Raw genomic sequence first — 17,653 nt, forward strand, 5'->3', positions numbered from 1 at the left:
TCCTCGCCCCCCTGCTCTACTTCTTCCGCACACGCACCGACACCCCTATCACCGTCTTGCCTGTTTTCTTGTCGGTGCCGCACCAAGCGCCGTTTTTGGCGGTGACGGGGGTCGGGGTGTCCTGCAATTGGGCGCTGTATTCCACCTCGTAGTTTTTGGCGGCGGGGCCTTCCAGCTCGATGGTGAACCCAATGATGCGCTGCCGCGCATTGGCCGTGCCGACTATGGCTCCCTCGACAGTGCTTTCCACGGTGCCGAGACTGGGCACGTTGATTTTGTATTTGATGGACAACCCTTTGACAGCTGGCTTCAGGCGGAGGCTTAGGCCCAGCACCTTTCTGGCTGGGGAGAGCTCGCTGCCCGTCAATTTCCCTGCAGGTTGCAGTGCCATTTCTCCGACGGTAGCAAAACGCACAGTGCCTTCCACATTGGGGCCATCGTCGGCTTTTTGAGCGGCCTCGGCAGCGTTTTTGACGGCCAAGCCAGCATCAACGCGACCGTAGCCGTACCAGATGCTGTGGCCTTTCGCGTTGTATTCTCCGCCTGCTTCGTCAATGCGCTGGCACGAACGCCGCAGCATTTCCTTCGCTTCTTTTTGGGTGAGGTTCGGATTGACAGAAAGCATGAGCGCCACGGTGCCGGCAGCGCCGGGGCAAGCGCCGGAGGTGCCACCAAAAGTGTTGGTGTAGTCGGTTGGGTCATAGCCGTCGGCTTGGAGCCTATCGGTGGTGCGCAGCCCTTGACTGATGGGGGCGGGGTGCTGGAATGGCTTGTAGCCAAAATCGCCACTGGGGAAGCAGACCCACACCGCGTCGCCAAAATCGCTGTACACGCTGCGACGGCCAGTATCGTTGCAGGCAGCTACGGCGATGACTCCGGGATAGCTAGCGTAGCCGTCATTTTTGACATCTTCGTTGCCATTGCCAGCGGCGAACAGTATGACGCACCCTTTGCCGCCGCGCCCTTTGGTGAGCGCGTAATCGAGCGCAAGGCGGGTGCTGTCGGGCAGCATGGTCATGCGATTGTGCACGGGGTCGCCCGGGTTCCACCACTCGCCGTCGGTAGGGCCCCAAGAGCAGGAAATGACATCGGCTCCCTTGTCGGCAGCCCACACGAAAGCATTGGCTTCGGCCATGCTGCCCAGACCGCTTCGCAGGCGGATGGGCATGAGCCGGGCTTCAGGGGCGACACCGGAGGCACCGCCATTGAGGCCTGCGGCGCAGGCCATGCCAGCGCAGGGTGTGCCGTGATTGTCGTCTCTCAATTTGGGGCGCGGGTTGTTGCTGTTTTCGGTGGCGTCATAAGGGTGGACGATGCGCCCGGCGAACTCGGGGTGTTCGATGTCCACGCCATCGTCAATGACGGCGATGGTGATGCCTTGCCCCCGGGTTTGTTGCCATGCGGTTTGGATATTGACGTGGGCATCCACGGTCTTTCCGGCGATGGTGGTTTTGGCCAAATGCCATTGCAAGGGGTGTATGCCTTTGAAGCGGCGCTCCTGCACGAGTTCGGGATGGCAGTATTCGACTTCTTTTTCTTTCAGCAAATTGTCGGCGATTTCAAAAACCTTAAGCCCGGTGCCTTCCTCTGCTTCCACGAAGTAGGAGTTGGGGGCAAAAGGGAGTTTGCTTTTGATTTTCAATTTGTATTTTTTCAACAAGGCGAGGCAGTTTTTCTCCGCTACGTCGTCGTTGAATTTGACAAAGAAGTTTTCGGTGTAGAGCATGACCTCACCGCTTTCGGCATCTTGCAGCACCCGCCCGGCAAAGCGGATGTCGTCCTCTTCCTTGAGCGCGGCGCGAGTCTCGTCGCGCAGGCTGACGGTGGACTGCATGGACTCAAGTCCCTCGCCATCGGTGGGGGCGACGCGGCGCACGGTGACTCCTGCTTCTGGGAATGAGGTGACTTCGGTGGTTTGGGCTACCAACTCTCGGCTGGATCGGCTCATTTGCACGTCTTCAAGGTCTTTGTTGTCTTTGGTGCGAATGGCCACCATGTCGGGGCTTTCGATGAGTTTGACGGTCTTGCCTTTTTTGCCGCCGTATTTGACTTTGTACATAAGTGTAGGACGGTTGTTGGTACGCGATATTGGTCGGTACGCGGTTTAGGAAAACGGGTTGACGAGGGGCTGGACGCGGAGGTTGCAATTCACTCAAATGGTTTTTTGCGACGTGATGTTTGGGGGTGCAAAGGCCAATTGGTGGCAACGACCATGCCTTTTTATTTCAGGAGCGGGTCGTCGCCAGCTAGCACGGTAGTGATGAAGTAGTATCCTTTGTTCATCTGGTAGCGGAAGTCTTTGCGGACGGTGTTGAGAAACTGCAAGTGTTCGCTGTACACTTGCCCGACGAGGCATCCGGCGCTGTATTTTCCGACCAATTGCGGGGTGAAATTGGGGCTGGTGGAGTGTTGGTTGATGCCGAACCAATCGCCCACATCAATGGGGTCTACTTTGTTGCGGGTGCCGCTTTTGTCAATATCGCGATGGACGCGCACTTCCCCGCGCTGCACGAGCGCGGGTTGCTCGCCTTGGTGGAGGCCGTCGGTCCATGCCTTGTATTGGCCGAAGGCGATGCGGGCTGCGCCTTGTGGGTTCAGGGGATTGACGGTGTAGAATTTGCCCGGCTCGGTGGTGCCTTGGTGGTTGATGAGGATTTCGGGCTTGCCGCCCGGACGGATGCGGATAACGATGCGGCGGTCGTTCCATTGGTCGAAGGCATCGTCGTTTTCGGTGCCGTCGGCGTTCATGCCTTCCACATACACGATGTTGTAGGCGTGTGGGCTGCGGGCTATCCAGAAGCCTTTGTCGCGCATGCAACGGAGGATGCGTCGGGCGAGGCGGGTTTGTCCTTTGTCGAAGGGGTGATTGCCGAAAGCAACGGGCAAAAAGGTGTCGGGTTGGGCTGCCACGAGGGCCTTGAGCAGGTTGATGGACAGGAGTTTGTCCACATACTCCAAGTTGGCCAAGCGGCAAAACTCGAAGATGGCGTTGCGGGTCATGGGGCCGATGCTTCCGTCGGCTTTGGACACGGGGCCGAAGGGTTTGTTTTTATCGCCTTTGATGGCGGGGTCGAGGATGCCGAGGTCGCAAAGCCGGGTTTGGAGTTCGATGGCGGCGGCTTTGTTGGCGGGCAGGTTCAGCTCGTCAGTCGTGACGGGTTGGTAGTTGTCAATGAGTTGTTGAAGGGATTTTATCATAATTGTCTGGTTTGTGTGTTCAGTTGAGTACTACGCCGAGCAACACGCCCAATCCGAAGCCGATGCCGCCGCCGAGTATGGTAGCCCAAACGCTTTTTGCGGTGCGCATCTTGTTGCAGTCTTTGGCTAATTGTCGGGTCTCGTCCAATTGTTGGTTAAGTCCCATGATGGAGCGGTTGAGCAGCATATTGGTCGAATCGCAGAGGCCGATGTGGCGCTGGTGGACGGAGACGATGTCGTTGAGTTTTCGGCTTTCGAGCGTGGAGAGGGTGTCGCGGTAGCGCAGGAGTTGGTTTTCTTCTTTGACGCGCACGAGCAGTTGGTCTTTTGCATTGAACGTGTTCACGGTGCTGCGCACGCTTTCTTCGGGCAGGAGCATGATGGGGTAGCTGCTTTCGCGGAGCATTTGCGCGGTTTTTTGGAGCTCGGCACCGGAGTTGATGATGATGCCGTGCATCAGTGGCAGCGGTCTGCCATCATCCATGAGTTGGAGGGAATCGGGTTTTTGCGCGGCGACATGGCAGACGATGAAGCTCGACAGCGCAAGCATGGTCGCTTTCAAGAGTTGTTTCATGATGTGGCTGGTTTTTGAATGAAAGGATGGTGGATGTGCGTTAGTTCGGTGGAAATCCGTGTTTCGGCAAAATGCCGCCATGCTTATTGTCCTTGAGTCGTGGCGGGGTCGAGTTCCAACCTGCGGTGTTTCAGCACATCTTTGAGGGTCTCGATTTGGATGGCCAGCTCGTCGTGGGCTTTCTGCACTTTGCTTCTGGCTCCTTGCAACTGTTTGGTGTTGAGTTCTTTTTGTTGCAATATGCTGTCCAGTTCCTCATAGAGTTGGGCGGTTTCCGCCAGCAAGGCTTGCTTGCGCTCGAGGTAGTTCTGGTTGGTGGCGGCCACTTCGGCCATGATGCGTTTTTGTTCTTCGTGGATGGCTTTGAGTTCGGCTTTCATGGCGCGTTGGCGGTGGATTTCACCGCCGACAAATGCCCCGGCGAACAGTAGCGACACGCACAAGGCAACGAAACTGATGGCGTTTTTACCCATGTTGTTTTCAGATTTGAGTGAGTGGATGTGGGTGTGGGATTGAGGCCGCAAGTTGGGGCAAATTGGTGGTTTTAAAAAATGGTAAATAGCGGCGTGGGTGTTTTTCGAGGAGGAGAACAACAACTTTTTTTGTAGTGTCTGATTTGTGCGCTTGGCTCAATTCTTGCCAAACGCGATTGTCCGAATGAAGGGTTGTCAGTCCGTCGCAGTGCGCAATTCGGTTACCTTTGCGTCGTTATGGCGGCTCTTTGAAGTCCTTTATTCGCTCACTTGGTTTTTTGTCAACAAACACGGGAAATCTGCTTGAAAATTTATGTCTAAAAAACGCGTACTCATCGCCGGCGCTGCCGGTTTCATCGGCTCGCACCTCTGCGACCGCTTCCTCGCCGAAGGCTATCAGGTCATCGGCATGGACAACCTCCTCACTGGCGACCTCGCCAATATCGAGCATCTTTTCAAGGAAAAAGATTTTGAGTATTATCACCACGACATCACGAAATTCGTCCATGTGCCGGGTCGGTTGGATTACATCATGCACTTTGCCTCGCCTGCAAGCCCCATTGATTATTTGCAAATGCCCATTCAGACCTTGAAGGTGGGCGCGCATGGCACGCACAATTTGCTCGGCTTGGCCAAAGAAAAAAAGGCGCGGATTCTGGTGGCTTCCACATCGGAGGTGTACGGCGACCCGCTGGTGCACCCGCAGGTAGAGGAATACTGGGGCAACGTGAACCCCGTCGGGCCGCGCGGCGTCTATGATGAGGCCAAGCGATTCCTTGAGGCGATTACGATGGCCTATCACAATTATCACGGCGTGGAAACGCGCATCGTGCGCATTTTCAACACCTACGGCCCGCGAATGCGGGTGAACGACGGTCGCGTGTTGCCCGCTTTTTTTGCGCAAGCGATTCGCGGCGAAGGGCTGACCGTATTTGGCGACGGCTCGCAGACCCGCTCTTTTTGCTATGTGGACGACCTCGTGGAAGGGATGTACCGCTTGCTTTTGAGCGACTACCATTTGCCAGTCAACATCGGCAATCCGTCGGAAATCACGGTGATGCAGTTCGCCCACGAGATTCTCGAACTCGTGCAAAACCCGAAAGCCTACATTGACTACCGCCCACTCCCGGTGGACGACCCCAAGCAACGCCGCCCCGACATCACCAAGGCTCGCACCATTCTGGATTGGGAGCCGAAGTTCGACCGAGCCAAGGGCTTGAAATTGACGTACGAGTATTTCAAAAAAGTGGTAAGGGTGGAAGCGGCGATGGCGCAGTAGGGGGTGATGATTCGTGTTTTTCAATTTTGAGGCGATTGTTCTTCCTTTCAAAAAGAAAGGAGCATTCTTTGTAATGACGAAATAACGAAAATGACGAAAACAATTAACAATCAACAATCAACAATTCTCATCACCGGCGGCGCGGGCTTCATCGGTTCGCACGTCGTCCGGCATTTTGCTCAAAAATATCCGCAGCGCAAAATCGTCAACCTCGACGCGCTCACTTATGCGGGCAATCTGGAAAACCTGCGTGACGTGGAGCCGTTGCCCAATTATTTTTTTGAAAAAGGCGACATCCGCGACGCGGTTTTTTTGAAAAATCTTTTTGAAAAACACCAGCCCGATAGCGTCATTCACCTCGCCGCCGAAAGTCATGTGGACCGCTCCATCACCAACCCGTTGGCTTTTGTGGAAACCAACGTGCTCGGCACGGTGACGCTGCTGAACGCTGCCCGCGATAGTTGGGCGCGGGGCAGCTCCTCGCGCCAGCCTGATTTTGAAGGCAAGCGTTTTTATCACGTCAGCACCGACGAGGTATATGGCTCTTTGGGCGAAGAAGGTTATTTCACGGAAGAGACTCGCTACGACCCGCGCTCGCCTTATTCGGCTTCGAAGGCCGCGAGCGACCATTTTGTGCGGGCTTATTTTCACACCTATGGCTTGCCGGTGGTGCTGTCCAATTGCAGCAACAACTATGGCCCCAATCATTTCCCGGAAAAATTGATTCCGCTGGTCATCAACAACATCCGACAGGGGAAGCCGCTGCCCGTCTATGGCGATGGCCAATATACTCGCGACTGGCTTTGGGTAAAAGACCACGCGGCCGCCATTGACACGATTTTCCATCAAGGCCTCGACGGAGAGACCTATAATATAGGCGGAAACAACGAGTGGAAGAACATTGACCTCGTACGGAAACTTTGCGACATCATGGACGAGCTGCTCGGCCAGCCCATCGGCACCTCGCAGTCGCTCATCACTTTTGTGAAAGACCGCCCCGGTCACGACCGCCGCTATGCGATTGATGCGTCGAAACTGAAAAATGAGCTGGGTTGGGAACCGACCGTCAAATCGGAAGAGGGTTTCCGCGAAACGGCAAAGTGGTATTTGGAAAACGAGGCTTGGCTGTCGCACGTCCTTTCGGGGGAATATCAGCGGTATTACGAGCAGCAATATCGGTAGGGGGGAATCTGGGATTTTGGGAACCGGGGATTTGTTGGTTTGGAGAATCGAATGGAGAATGTTCAGAACCCTGCGCCCTTCGTGCCTCTGTGTTTTCTATTGTCTCCGTTGGGATGACAGAGTATTGTGAGCAATCTCCTTGCCTCCTTGAACAGCGGTTCCCCAAATCAACAACTCAATAGACTTGTCGCGGTGGAGGGCTTTCCCTTCGCCAAAGGCCTCCACCGCGACAAGTCTAATAAAGCCAGCGACCAAAATAGGAGGCTGCGTCGGGGACACTCGGCGCAGCCTTTTTTGCGGACAGCACTTTCTGACCCACTATCATCCCTGTCTTTTTGTCGCCTGCTTTTTGTCCATCCCTGCCAAAACCGCCTTATTTTTTCGATGGCAAATTATTTGACTATTGGTGATGACCCATAGAATCAGCACTTTTGCTGTCAGTTTGACACAAATCAATTTTTGCCCACATTCTTTCGGCCAAACACTGAAAGTTTGCGTTTAGATACTCATCCTAATCTTTCAACTCCTAGGCCGTTCTACCGTATGAATATGTTTGATAACTGGTTAATGTCGCAACAGTCGGACGATGAGCCTGACTTTGTGCCCCTCTTTTCTTTGGAAGACGACGACGAGGCAAAACAAGGCGAGGTGTTCCCAGACACCATGCCCATGCTGCCTCTTAAAAATACCGTGCTGTTCCCCGGCATCGTCACCCCCATCACCGTCGGGCGCGACAAAAGCATTCGCGCCGTGCAACGCGCCTACGAAGAAAATCGCTACATCGGCGTGCTTTCCCAAAAAGACGTCAAAATCGAAAACCCTTCCACGCGCGACCTCTATCGAGTAGGCACCATCGCCCGCATACTCAAACTGCTGAAAATGCCCGATGGCTCCACCACCGCCATCCTACAAGGACGCAAGCGCTTCTATCTCGACGATATGCTGAGCGAAGAGCCGTACATGATTGGGCAAATCACCACTTTGGAATACGAACAGCCCAAGAACAAACTCGAATTTCGCGCGCTCATCAGCAGCGTTCGCGATGCGGCAAGACAAATCATCGAGCTTTCGCCACAAATACCCTCCGAGGCCGTCGTCATGTTGAAAAACATCAACAACGACAACTTCCTGCTCAATTTCATCGCCTCCAACCTCGGCATCAAGGTGAATGAAAAACAGGACATCCTCGAAATCAACAACCTGAAGGAAAAAGCCAGCGCCATCCTGCATCACATGGATGCGGAGCTCCAGCTCCTCGAGCTCAAAGACCAAATCGAGACCAAGGTCCGCACCGACATCGAAAAACAACAGCGCGACTACTTCTTGAGCCAACAGCTCAAAACCATTCAGGAAGAGCTCGGCCAAAACCCGCAAGAAGAAGACATCAATGAGCTCATGCGCAAAGCGGCCAAAAAGAAATGGCCGAAAAACGTGGCAGAGACTTTCCACCGGGAAATCAACAAATTGCGCCGCATCAACCCTCAGGTAGCGGAATACGCCATTGGGCTGAACTATCTGGAAACCTTGATAGAGATGCCTTGGATGGATTTCACCAAAGACAACTTCGACCTCAAACGGGTACAGCAGGTGCTTGACAAAGACCACTATGGCCTCAAAAAAGTAAAAGAGCGCATATTGGAACATTTGGCCGTGCTGAAGTTGAAAGGCGACATGAAAGCCCCCATTCTTTGCCTTGCAGGCCCTCCCGGTGTCGGCAAGACCTCATTGGGCAACAGCATCGCCCGCGCCTTGAAGCGCAAATACGTCCGCATGAGCCTCGGTGGCCTCCACGACGAGGCCGAGATACGCGGCCACCGCAAGACGTACATCGGCGCCATGCCGGGCCGCATCGTGCAATCCTTGAAAAAAGCCAAAGCTGGCAACCCCGTCTTCATCCTCGACGAAATAGACAAGGTAGGCAAGGACTTTCGCGGCGACCCTTCCTCGGCCCTGCTCGAAGTGCTCGACCCCGAGCAAAACACCACTTTCTACGACAACTACCTAGAACTCGAATACGACCTTTCCAAAGTGTTGTTCATCGCTACGGCCAACTCGCTTTCGACCATACAGCCAGCCTTGCTCGACCGTATGGAAATCATCGAAATCGCCGGGTACTCTTTAGAGGAAAAAGTTGAAATCGCCAAGCGGCATTTGATTCCCCACCAGCGCAAGGAACACGGCCTCAAACCCGCGCAAGTGAAAATCAACGACAAAGCATTGGTGAAAATCATCCAGAGCTATACCGCCGAAAGCGGCGTGCGCAACCTTAGCCGCGAAATAGGCTCCGTCATGCGCCACGTCGCCAAACGAGTCGCCATGGGGGAGGCTTATGAAGTCACAGTGAAGCCCGAGCACCTGCATGACATACTCGGCCCCACCAAGTACGATGCCGAGGTCTATCAAGAAGCACAAGCAGCAGGCGTGGCCATCGGTTTGGCATGGACGGCTGTGGGCGGCGAAATCCTCTTCATCGAAGTCAGCATGAACAAGGGAAGTGGCCGCCTCCAACTCACGGGCAATCTCGGTGAAGTGATGAAGGAAAGTGCCGGCACCGCGCTTAGCTATATCAAGGCACACGCCGAGGCGCTGAATATAGACCCCGACGTGTTCGACAAAAAAGACATCCACATCCACATCCCCGAAGGCGCCATCCCGAAAGACGGCCCGTCAGCAGGCATCACCATGCTCACAGCCATCACATCGGCGCTCACGGGCAAGGCATTGAAACCGTTTTTGGCCATGACAGGCGAAATCACCCTGCGTGGCAAAGTACTTCCAGTAGGCGGCATAAAGGAGAAAATACTCGCTGCCAAACGGGCCGGCATCAAGGAAGTCATTCTTTGCAAAGACAACAAAAAGCATGTGGAAGAGATTGAGCCAGAATATATTCAAGGCTTGAAATTCCACTATGTGGCTCAAATGGACGAAGTCCTCGCCTTAGCCATCGGTCTCACAAAAGAAGAAAAAATCAAGGAAAATGGCGTGCCGAAGAGCAAAAAGCAGAAAGGCCTGCCAGTAGTGAGGCCGCAGATCCCGGCAGCGTGAACAAAAGGCCGTCCCCTTTGAATAAGTATTGAGGGGTACCTCAAAAGGTTGGCAAAAGTTGATGGGGTTGATAAAGGTTGATAACGTAGAACACACTGCGCGCTCCATCAACCTTCATCAACCCCATCAACCTTCATCAACCCCATCAACCCCATCAACCTTCATCAACCCCATCAACCCCATCAACCCCATCAACCTTCATCAACCTTCATCAACCCCATCAACCTTCATCAACCCCATCAACCTTCATCAACCCCATCAACCTTCATCAACCCCATCAACCTTCATCAACCCCATCAACCTTCATCAACCTTCATCAACCTTCATCAACCCCATCAACTTTTATCTTTTCTCTACCTTAGCCCCATGTACGCATACCTAAAAGGGGAAATCACCTTTCGCAGTCCAGCATTTATCACCTTGGAAGTCAGCGGCGTAGGCTTCCATGTGAATATTCCGCTCAGCACCTACACCGCTATCCAAGGGCAGGAAAGAGCGACGATTTACACACATCTAATCGTGCGGGAAGACGCGCACACATTGTTTGGTTTCGCCACTCAAACAGAGCGCAATATGTTCGTCCAGTTGATTGGCGTCACTGGCGTGGGAGCCACCACTGCCCAGCTGATTCTCTCTTCTATGAGCGTGGACGAAGTGCGAGCAGCCATCATTGGCGAGCAGGCTCATGTGTTGCAGCGCGTGAAAGGCATCGGTGCCAAAACGGCCAAACAAATCATCCTCGACCTAAAAAGCAAGTTGACCAAAGATGCCTCCGAGGGCTCGCCCGTCTTGCTTCCGTCGCTCGACAACGCTCTGCGAGAAGAGGCGCTGTCTGCCCTTATCGCCTTGGGCTTCAACCGCATCGCCGTGCAAAAGGCATTGAACCACATTCTGAAGGGAAACCCCAACGTGAGCCGAGTGGAAGACTTGATAAAACTGGCCCTCAAAGCGTTGGGATGAGCGAGCATCGCCTAGGAAACTGTTTTAAAAACCTTCCAGGGCGGGAGTTTAAAACTGCTTCTAACAATGGTTATTCTCCAAAAAACGCTTCCGCCTTCTTTTCCAATTCCGACATCGGAAACACATCTTTGAGGCGATACTCGAAAGTCACCCGATTCTCCTTGCTGCCAAAGGTCTTTCGATAATAGACCAGCCCCAGCCCTTTGGCGTACCATTCCTCCCCCCGGCCACTTATCGCCGCATCGCCAACCTTGCGGGTGCCGATAGACTCTACCAACCCGAAACGAACACAGGGATAAACCATGCCGTGCATCTCGAAGGCAGGCGCGTCGCCAAGAAAAATTCGCTGGCGTGTGAGATAAATCGTCGTGGAAGGGTCGGCGGCTGGGCGGTAGTGCAGACTAAAGACAGACACACCCGTGGAATCTTTTACTCGAAACGGGAACAAGTCGGGCGACTCGATGACGGCATTGGTCTGGATTTGCTTGCCCGTTTCAAAATCAGGGTCGTAAAGCGAGTATTCACGCGCCAAAACGCCCTCTTTCACGATTTTTTCCCGAATGATTTGCCCAATCTGAAAACGGCTATCGTAATAGGTGCCTGCCAAAAACAGCCCGCTATCGCGCTGGAAGGTGCGGTAATACCAGTATTCCGGCGACGATGAATCTCCTTGCGCGAGGTCGTATTCGTACACCTGCCCCCGGCGCAACTCCTCTACCGGAAAGTAATAGTCACGGATGTCGCGCTTGCCATCGCCCACGCAGGCCGCCGCAAGCAACAGAGAAAAAAATCCCAAACCGACCCAAAAGCGCATCGAATAACTGATTTTGCCGCAAAAGTAATTGAAAAGGCATACCTTGATTCGCTAAGATTTGTTAGATGACCATGATTAATGTCTCTGATTTTGAGCAGATTGCGACTGTAACCATGCCCAAAACATTGCGGAGCGAGGTATGCATGAAGTCCTTTTTTCCTACCTTTGTCCAAAGTTTTCCAATCGTTGCTTCCAAACCTATCAACTCACCAACCCGAACCCGACTCCGGCTTCGCCATGCCCGAAGTAAAACTATTCTCTTGCTCCGCATCAAACGATTTAGCCAAAGAAATCGCCTTTCATTTCGACGCGCCCTTGGGCGACAAAACCCTCGCCCGATTCAGCGACGGCGAAATGCAAACCATCATCAATGAGAGCGTTCGCGGCTCCTTCACCTTTTTTATCCAAAGCACCTGCCAACCCCACGACAATCTGGTGGAGCTGCTGCTCTGGATTGACACCGCCAAACGTGCTTCCGCAGGCTACATCACCGCCGTCATTCCTTACTTTGGCTACGCCCGCCAAGACCGCAAAGACAAGCCCCGTGTGCCCATCACCGCCAAACTAATGGCCAATATGCTGACCGCCGCCGGGGCCAACCGCATCATGACGATGGACCTCCACGCCGACCAAGTGCAGGGGTTCTTCGATATCCCAGTGGACCACTTGCGCTCCGAAGCGATTTATGTGCCTTACCTGAAACAACAGGATTTGAGCAATACCATTTTCGCCAGCCCCGATGTTGGCGGCGTGAAGCGTGCCCGCGTCTATGCCATGCAATTGGGGCGCGAACTCGTCATTTGCGACAAATACCGCACAAAAGCCAATGAAGTGGCCGCCATGACAGTCATTGGCGAAGTTAAAGGTGCCGATGTTATTTTGGTGGACGACTTGGTGGATACCGCAGGCACCCTTTGCAAAGCCGCCGACGCACTCATCGAAAAAGGCGCAAAATCCGTTCGTGCCATCTGTACCCATCCGGTGCTATCGGGCAAAGCGTACGAAAACATCGAAGCGTCCGAACTGACCGAGCTGATTGTGTGCGACACGATACCGCTGCGCCGCCAATCGCCCAAAATCAAAGTGCTCTCGACGGCCAAACTCTTCTCGCGCGCCATTCGGAACACGGTGGAACACAAGTCCATCGCAGCCTTGTTCTTGGGGCAATAGGTGCCGGATATTTGACCAAAATACCAAAATGTCACATTTATCCGCCGTTCCCTCATGATTTCTGCCGTTCCGTAAATAGCGTTTGCCGCTGCGAACGCGGTGCTTTTATCTTGCATCAGTTTTCTCATAGTATGTTTTGATTTTCCTACTGCTCCCCTTCTGGCAGTAGGATTTTTTTTGAACGAGGGCTCCCGCATATAATCTCGGTTTGGCACTTGGCGTGGCGCATAAAAGGCGCCACGCCGGGTGCGGAATGCTCGCCCAGCCTTGTTCTCGCCAAAGCAATTTCACGCTCCCTTTCATTTGTTTCGTTTTCCCCTCAATTTTGCAAGGTATTCTTCAAACCATTGCGAGCCATGCTATCCTATACCAAGACAATGCTTATCGCTGTTGGCATCTTTCTGCTCGACCCGACCCCTGCCACCGGGCAAGTGAAAAGCGGCGCTTATCGCGCCATGTTAAAAAGCCTATTGAGCCATACGGTGCCTGAAATACAGGTGCAGGAAGCCGCACGCGATTCGGCGCACATACTGTTTCTCGATGCCCGCGAACCAAGGGAATGTGTCGTGAGTCGAATCGGCAGTGCCTTGAGCGTGGGTTACGATCACTTCGACCTATCCAAATTGGACAACGTCGGGAAAGACAAGCGCATCGTCGTTTACTGTTCGGTAGGCTACCGGAGCGAAAAGATAGCGGAGAAACTGCTGGCGGCAGGCTATAAAAACGTGTCCAATCTCTACGGCGGCATTTTTGAGTGGGTCAATCAAGGGCATCCCGTGTTCAACGACAAGGGACAAACCCAAGAGGTACACGCGTACAGCCGCACTTGGGGTATATGGCTGAAAAAGGGGAAAAAAGTGTATTAGACTTGTCGCGGTGGAGGCCTTTGGCGAAGGGAAAGCCCTTTTTCCGACTGGCTTCGTTAAATTTTTCGCCGAATACGCCCGATTTCGACCGCAAAACTTGCCTTGCCAGTCGAAAGAATGACAATCCCCTTCACTCAAAGCCCTCCACCTCAACAACTCTATGTATAGTTTGACTTGGCCCTCCTTGCTGTGGGCGACAAAAAATTGGTTTGCCATGAGATTTGTCCTCGTTTTTTATTTGGCCTGCTTGTTCGCATGGAGCGTGGCCGCGCAACACGACCTGCGCATCAAGCGGGTGGATTTTGATTTCGCGCGACTGGCTCCCCCTGCTGTTTCCCTGCAAGCAGGCGACGTGGTCATCAATGAATTTTTGGCGCTCAACCAAAATGCCGAAACGGACGAGGCCGGGCAGCACGATGACTGGCTCGAACTTTACAACAACACTTCTATCCCTATCAGTCTCGATGGCGTATATCTTACCGACAAGGCTGACAACCCCACCAAATGGCCCTTCCCAGCAGGCACCACCATCGCGCCCAACGGGTTTCTCATCATCTGGTGCGACGAAGACCAAGCCCAAGGCCCTTTGCACGCCAATTTTAAAATCAGCGGCGAAGGCGAGTTTCTCATGCTCTCCAATGGGGCGGGGGGCGTGATTGACAGCCTTTCTTTTGGCCCGCAAAAGGTGGACACCACCTTCGGACGATACCCCAACGGCACGGGCGATTTTACTTTCATGCCGCGCACCTTCAATGCGCCCAACTCGCTGACCGTCGGCACGGCTGAACCATACCCGGATGCCTCGCTGCGCATTTTCCCCAACCCCACCTCCGGCCATGTCACCCTCCGTTCCGACCAGCCATTGGGGCTGCTCAGAGTGACTGACGCGACAGGCAAGCAGGTGTTTTTTTCGGATGCCGACGCATCGAGCACCTCTCTCACGCTTGATTTGACGGTCTTGCCCGACGGGATTTATTTCCTGAAAGCAGGCCAACGGCCTACCCGTTCGATAAGTGTAAAGAAGTAGGTGAAGGATTTCGTGCGCTTGTTATTCGAGTATTGCCAATCTCCTCCGTAACCTTGCGTTCGCTATGGGGCTGCCTTGCCGCAACCCTCCAACCGCAAACCTCGTATCGTAGCGCGGGCTGCCGCCGGTGTTCAATGTGATTGCGCGCTGTCATTCAGTCGAGCATCTGAACCCAACGTTGGCAGCGGTGTTGGCAAGCGAAAAGGCGCGGCAAGGCTCCTCTGTTTCCTAACTTTTCAACCACATCTTTCAGCGATTTGAAACGGCTGCTTGGCGGGTTAATCATTATCGGCGTTTTAATGGCCGCGCTTTGGCTGCCTATCGAAATCCCCTTCACGGCGGAGAGCATCGGGCGTGTCCATCCCGCCCGCGAGTGGGTAGTGCTGCAAGACCGCACGGGGCGCATCACTTCTATCGTCCGCGACCATCGCATCGGAGCGACCCACCAGATTGATGCCTACCAATTTGACCAAGGCGACATCGCGGGCTTGCGTTTCGACCTGCCTCCCCAACGATTCATCGCCGCCGGCGACACCGTCGTGCGGATGTATTCCATTCGGCAAAGCGAGGAAATTCAGCAAATAGAGGCGCAACTCGCCCTGTACGGGGCGCAGCTGCAATCCGATACCACCGGCGAAAAGCCGCCTATTGTGGAGGAGGCCGAAAGACGCCTGCATTTTGCCGAGCAAGACTTGGTGCAGAAAGAGAAGATATTCAACATAAAAAAACCGCTTTGGGAACAACAACTCATCGCGTTCATCGAATATCAAGAGGCGGAAAACGCCTATAATTTGGCCCGAATACAGGTCGAAATAGCCCGTCAGTATCTGGAAAATATGCGAACGGGCATCAAGGTCGAGCAAGTGGGGGTCACGCAGGCGCAATTGCGCGGCCTGCGCAATCGTTTGGACATACTGCGCCGGAAAGGCTTGGCCTTTGTGTTGCGCTCGCCTTTTTCCGGTTGGGTAGTGCCGGTGAACCTGCCCCCCGACGAGCAGCTCATCGTGGAGGAGGCGGGCGAATATGTGGTGCAAATCCCCGTGAAGACCGAGTATTTGCCCTATCTCAATGCTCAGGCCACGCTCACCGTGACCGACGTGCAGACGCAGCGCAGCTACACGGCTCAGCTGCTTTATAAGGGAAACAGAGTGGAGGTGCTCGACAATCGGCAAGTCTCCGTCCTGACGGCCATTGTAAAGCCTGACAGTCTTCAGACCCGATTGAGCACGGGTGTCTCCGCGTTGTGCCGCGTTGATTTCGGAAAAATCAATCAGCGAGCGTATCTGCGGCGGATATTGAAATTCAAATGGTAAGATGCGTTACGAATTCAAATACTTAGTCCCGGTCGAGCAATACGAGTCGCTGCGTGGCGCGGTGTTGCCTTTTCTGCGTCCCGATGGCTTTGCCGCCATGCAGCCGGATGGGCGGTACACGGTGCGCAGCATTTACTTCGACACGCCGGGTTTTGAGATGTACCACACCAAAGTGGATGGCGTGGCCCACCGCATGAAAGTGCGGCTGCGGGGCTACAACCGGGGCGATGCGTCGAGTCGTGTTTTCATGGAAATAAAGCGCAAGTACGAAAGCCCCATCCTGAAAAACCGTTGCGAAGCGCCTTACCGAGCCGTGTTGCAGCTATTCAAAAGGCAGCCGCTCGATGGGCTTCACGATGTGCTGAGCGACCCGGACAATGCCCGCCGTTTTTTTTACCAGATTTTGAGCCGCAACCTGCGCCCAGTAGTGAATGTGATTTACGAGCGTGAGCCATACCTCGGCATTCATTTCAACCCGGAAAACGACTTCCGGCTTACGTTCGATTTGCACCTGCGCAGCGTTGCCTATCCCTCGGTGGAAAAGTTGTTTCACGAATCGGGGACACAGTTTGCCTTTCCCGGCTTTTTCATCATGGAAGTAAAATTCAACCGCTATTGCCCTGCTTGGATAAAACCCATGTTGGAGGATTTTCAACTGCGCAAGGAACCGGCCTCCAAATATGTGGGAGCTATCAACGCCAACCCATTCATCAAGCCCAGTCGCTTCAACGATGCTTTCGCCAAAAGCGCATTTTTGTAAAATCGCAAATCGCAAATCGTAAATCGCAAAATCGCAAAATCGTAAATCGCAAATCGCAAATCGCAAATCGTAAATCGTAAATCGTAAATCGCAAATCGTAAATCGCAAATCGCAAATCGCAAATCGTAAATCGCAAATCGTAAATCGTAAATCGCAAATCGCAAATCGTAAATCGCAAATCGCAAATCGCAAATCGTAAATCGCAAATCGTAAATCGCAAATCGTAAATCGCAAATCGCCTCCCTCGTCCTAAACGATGATTGAAGTATATCAAAACCTGTCCGTGTTCCCCACCTCGTCCACCGACGTGTTGGCCAATCTGTTGGTGTCGCTGATTTGCGGGCTGCTGCTCTCGATAGTGTATCGGCTCACATACAGGGGGCCGTCCTACTCGGTCACGTTCGTCAATTCGTTGGTGCTCTTGAGCATTATAGCGGCTATTGTGGTCATGGTAATCGGCAACAACATTGCGCGGGCTTTTGGGCTGGTGGGTGCCATGTCCATCATACGCTTTCGCACCGCCATCCGCGACACGATGGACTTGGTGTTCATCTTCTTGTCGCTCGCGCTCGGCATGGCCTGTGGGGTAGGGCTAAGCGCGGTAGCCATTTCGGGTACTTTGATGGCAGGTTTGGTGGTGATTGCGCTCACGTTCACGCATTTTGGCGCGCCCCGCCGGAGACATTTTTTATTGCAAATCATTCACCACTCGTCCGAGCAAAATGACCTTTCGCAACCCCTCGCCCGTTTTTGCCGAAGTCTGAAATTGGTCAGTTTGAAAAACATCGGACTCGAAGACCTCACAGAGAGCAACTACCACATCACGCTCCGCGATGCGCGAAAAACAGAGGAGATGGTACGCGCTCTCCGCCAGACTCCCGGCGTGCAGCAGGTCAATGTCTTTTTTGACGAGGACGATTACAATCCGCCCACGATGTGAGGCTGGTTGCGGGCGCGTGTCGGTGAGAGGAGATCAACAAAGGCAGAAAAAC

At 53.7% G+C, this 17,653-nt stretch carries 16 protein-coding genes; 11 read left to right on the forward strand and 5 right to left on the reverse strand.

Features of this window, described 5'->3' with window-relative positions; genetic code table 11:
* Positions 1–16: 16 nt before the first annotated feature.
* From KIS77_22420 to KIS77_22435, 4 genes are all read right to left on the reverse strand, one after another.
* Positions 17–2,059 (reverse strand): S8 family serine peptidase, encoded by a 2,043-nt coding sequence (locus KIS77_22420; GenBank protein MCW5925088.1) that lies wholly within the window; start codon positions 2,057–2,059, stop codon positions 17–19.
* Between the two features lie 161 nt (positions 2,060–2,220).
* Positions 2,221–3,198 carry a hypothetical protein gene (locus tag KIS77_22425; protein ID MCW5925089.1) on the reverse strand — a complete coding sequence of 326 codons (978 nt, stop codon included), beginning with the start codon at positions 3,196–3,198 and terminating at the stop codon, positions 2,221–2,223.
* 19 nt (positions 3,199–3,217) lie between these two features.
* The gene (locus KIS77_22430; protein ID MCW5925090.1) at positions 3,218–3,772 is read right to left on the reverse strand and encodes a hypothetical protein; all 555 of its coding nucleotides are present in this window, start codon (positions 3,770–3,772) and stop codon (positions 3,218–3,220) included.
* A gap of 83 nt (positions 3,773–3,855) precedes the next feature.
* Positions 3,856–4,245 (reverse strand): hypothetical protein, encoded by a 390-nt coding sequence (locus KIS77_22435; protein ID MCW5925091.1) that lies wholly within the window; start codon positions 4,243–4,245, stop codon positions 3,856–3,858.
* Positions 4,246–4,558: 313 nt separating this feature from the next.
* On the opposite strand from KIS77_22435, the gene KIS77_22440 reads away from it, so the two are divergent.
* The 5 genes from KIS77_22440 to ruvA all read left to right on the forward strand — a co-directional run bounded on the left by KIS77_22440 (position 4,559) and on the right by ruvA (position 10,711).
* Positions 4,559–5,524, forward strand: a complete 966-nt coding sequence (locus KIS77_22440; protein ID MCW5925092.1) for an SDR family oxidoreductase — start codon at positions 4,559–4,561, stop codon at positions 5,522–5,524.
* 90 nt (positions 5,525–5,614) lie between these two features.
* On the forward strand, positions 5,615–6,706 hold the full coding sequence (rfbB, locus tag KIS77_22445; protein MCW5925093.1) for a dTDP-glucose 4,6-dehydratase: 1,092 nt from the start codon (positions 5,615–5,617) through the stop codon (positions 6,704–6,706).
* Positions 6,707–7,255: 549 nt separating this feature from the next.
* Positions 7,256–9,751 (forward strand): endopeptidase La, encoded by a 2,496-nt coding sequence (gene lon, locus KIS77_22450; GenBank protein ID MCW5925094.1) that lies wholly within the window; start codon positions 7,256–7,258, stop codon positions 9,749–9,751.
* Between the two features lie 67 nt (positions 9,752–9,818).
* Positions 9,819–10,133, forward strand: a complete 315-nt coding sequence (locus KIS77_22455; GenBank protein MCW5925095.1) for a hypothetical protein — start codon at positions 9,819–9,821, stop codon at positions 10,131–10,133.
* On the forward strand, positions 10,118–10,711 hold the full coding sequence (ruvA, locus tag KIS77_22460; protein MCW5925096.1) for a Holliday junction branch migration protein RuvA: 594 nt from the start codon (positions 10,118–10,120) through the stop codon (positions 10,709–10,711). Before KIS77_22455 ends, ruvA begins: the two co-directional genes overlap by 16 nt.
* A gap of 70 nt (positions 10,712–10,781) precedes the next feature.
* Here the strand turns inward: ruvA and KIS77_22465 are convergent, their stop codons facing one another.
* Positions 10,782–11,525, reverse strand: a complete 744-nt coding sequence (locus KIS77_22465; protein MCW5925097.1) for a hypothetical protein — start codon at positions 11,523–11,525, stop codon at positions 10,782–10,784.
* A gap of 237 nt (positions 11,526–11,762) precedes the next feature.
* Here KIS77_22465 and KIS77_22470 point away from each other — a divergent pair, with 237 nt between their 5' ends.
* The 6 genes from KIS77_22470 to KIS77_22495 all read left to right on the forward strand — a co-directional run bounded on the left by KIS77_22470 (position 11,763) and on the right by KIS77_22495 (position 17,601).
* Positions 11,763–12,695, forward strand: a complete 933-nt coding sequence (locus tag KIS77_22470) for a ribose-phosphate pyrophosphokinase (protein MCW5925098.1) — start codon at positions 11,763–11,765, stop codon at positions 12,693–12,695.
* A gap of 356 nt (positions 12,696–13,051) precedes the next feature.
* Positions 13,052–13,561: a rhodanese-like domain-containing protein gene (locus tag KIS77_22475; GenBank protein ID MCW5925099.1), complete on the forward strand. Its 510-nt coding sequence runs from the start codon at positions 13,052–13,054 to the stop codon at positions 13,559–13,561.
* A 214-nt stretch (positions 13,562–13,775) separates the two neighbouring features.
* A complete protein-coding gene (locus KIS77_22480; GenBank protein MCW5925100.1) occupies positions 13,776–14,588 on the forward strand; it encodes a lamin tail domain-containing protein in 813 nt (270 codons plus the stop codon).
* Between the two features lie 257 nt (positions 14,589–14,845).
* Positions 14,846–15,901 (forward strand): hypothetical protein, encoded by a 1,056-nt coding sequence (locus KIS77_22485; GenBank protein ID MCW5925101.1) that lies wholly within the window; start codon positions 14,846–14,848, stop codon positions 15,899–15,901.
* A 1-nt stretch (position 15,902) separates the two neighbouring features.
* On the forward strand, positions 15,903–16,661 hold the full coding sequence (locus KIS77_22490; GenBank protein MCW5925102.1) for a polyphosphate polymerase domain-containing protein: 759 nt from the start codon (positions 15,903–15,905) through the stop codon (positions 16,659–16,661).
* Positions 16,662–16,917: 256 nt separating this feature from the next.
* Entirely contained in the window at positions 16,918–17,601 is a 684-nt protein-coding gene (locus KIS77_22495) for a DUF4956 domain-containing protein (GenBank protein ID MCW5925103.1), read from the forward strand.
* The last annotated feature ends 52 nt before the right edge of the window (positions 17,602–17,653 follow it).

Source organism: Saprospiraceae bacterium (genome assembly GCA_026129545.1).
Classification (GTDB): Bacteria; Bacteroidota; Bacteroidia; order Chitinophagales; family Saprospiraceae; genus M3007.

What these genes read in the sequence shown, in the direction of transcription:
- KIS77_22420 (MCW5925088.1), bottom strand. Translation starts at nt 2,059, where the DNA reads ATGTACAAAGTCAAATACGGCGGCAAAAAAGGCAAGACCGTCAAACTC.
- KIS77_22425 (MCW5925089.1), bottom strand. Translation starts at nt 3,198, where the DNA reads ATGATAAAATCCCTTCAACAACTCATTGACAACTACCAACCCGTCACG.
- KIS77_22430 (MCW5925090.1), bottom strand. Translation starts at nt 3,772, where the DNA reads ATGAAACAACTCTTGAAAGCGACCATGCTTGCGCTGTCGAGCTTCATC.
- KIS77_22435 (MCW5925091.1), bottom strand. Translation starts at nt 4,245, where the DNA reads ATGGGTAAAAACGCCATCAGTTTCGTTGCCTTGTGCGTGTCGCTACTG.
- KIS77_22440 (MCW5925092.1), top strand. Translation starts at nt 4,559, where the DNA reads ATGTCTAAAAAACGCGTACTCATCGCCGGCGCTGCCGGTTTCATCGGC.
- rfbB (MCW5925093.1), top strand. Translation starts at nt 5,615, where the DNA reads ATGACGAAAACAATTAACAATCAACAATCAACAATTCTCATCACCGGC.
- lon (MCW5925094.1), top strand. Translation starts at nt 7,256, where the DNA reads ATGTTTGATAACTGGTTAATGTCGCAACAGTCGGACGATGAGCCTGAC.
- ruvA (MCW5925096.1), top strand. Translation starts at nt 10,118, where the DNA reads ATGTACGCATACCTAAAAGGGGAAATCACCTTTCGCAGTCCAGCATTT.
- KIS77_22465 (MCW5925097.1), bottom strand. Translation starts at nt 11,525, where the DNA reads ATGCGCTTTTGGGTCGGTTTGGGATTTTTTTCTCTGTTGCTTGCGGCG.
- KIS77_22470 (MCW5925098.1), top strand. Translation starts at nt 11,763, where the DNA reads ATGCCCGAAGTAAAACTATTCTCTTGCTCCGCATCAAACGATTTAGCC.
- KIS77_22475 (MCW5925099.1), top strand. Translation starts at nt 13,052, where the DNA reads ATGCTATCCTATACCAAGACAATGCTTATCGCTGTTGGCATCTTTCTG.
- KIS77_22480 (MCW5925100.1), top strand. Translation starts at nt 13,776, where the DNA reads ATGAGATTTGTCCTCGTTTTTTATTTGGCCTGCTTGTTCGCATGGAGC.
- KIS77_22490 (MCW5925102.1), top strand. Translation starts at nt 15,903, where the DNA reads ATGCGTTACGAATTCAAATACTTAGTCCCGGTCGAGCAATACGAGTCG.
- KIS77_22495 (MCW5925103.1), top strand. Translation starts at nt 16,918, where the DNA reads ATGATTGAAGTATATCAAAACCTGTCCGTGTTCCCCACCTCGTCCACC.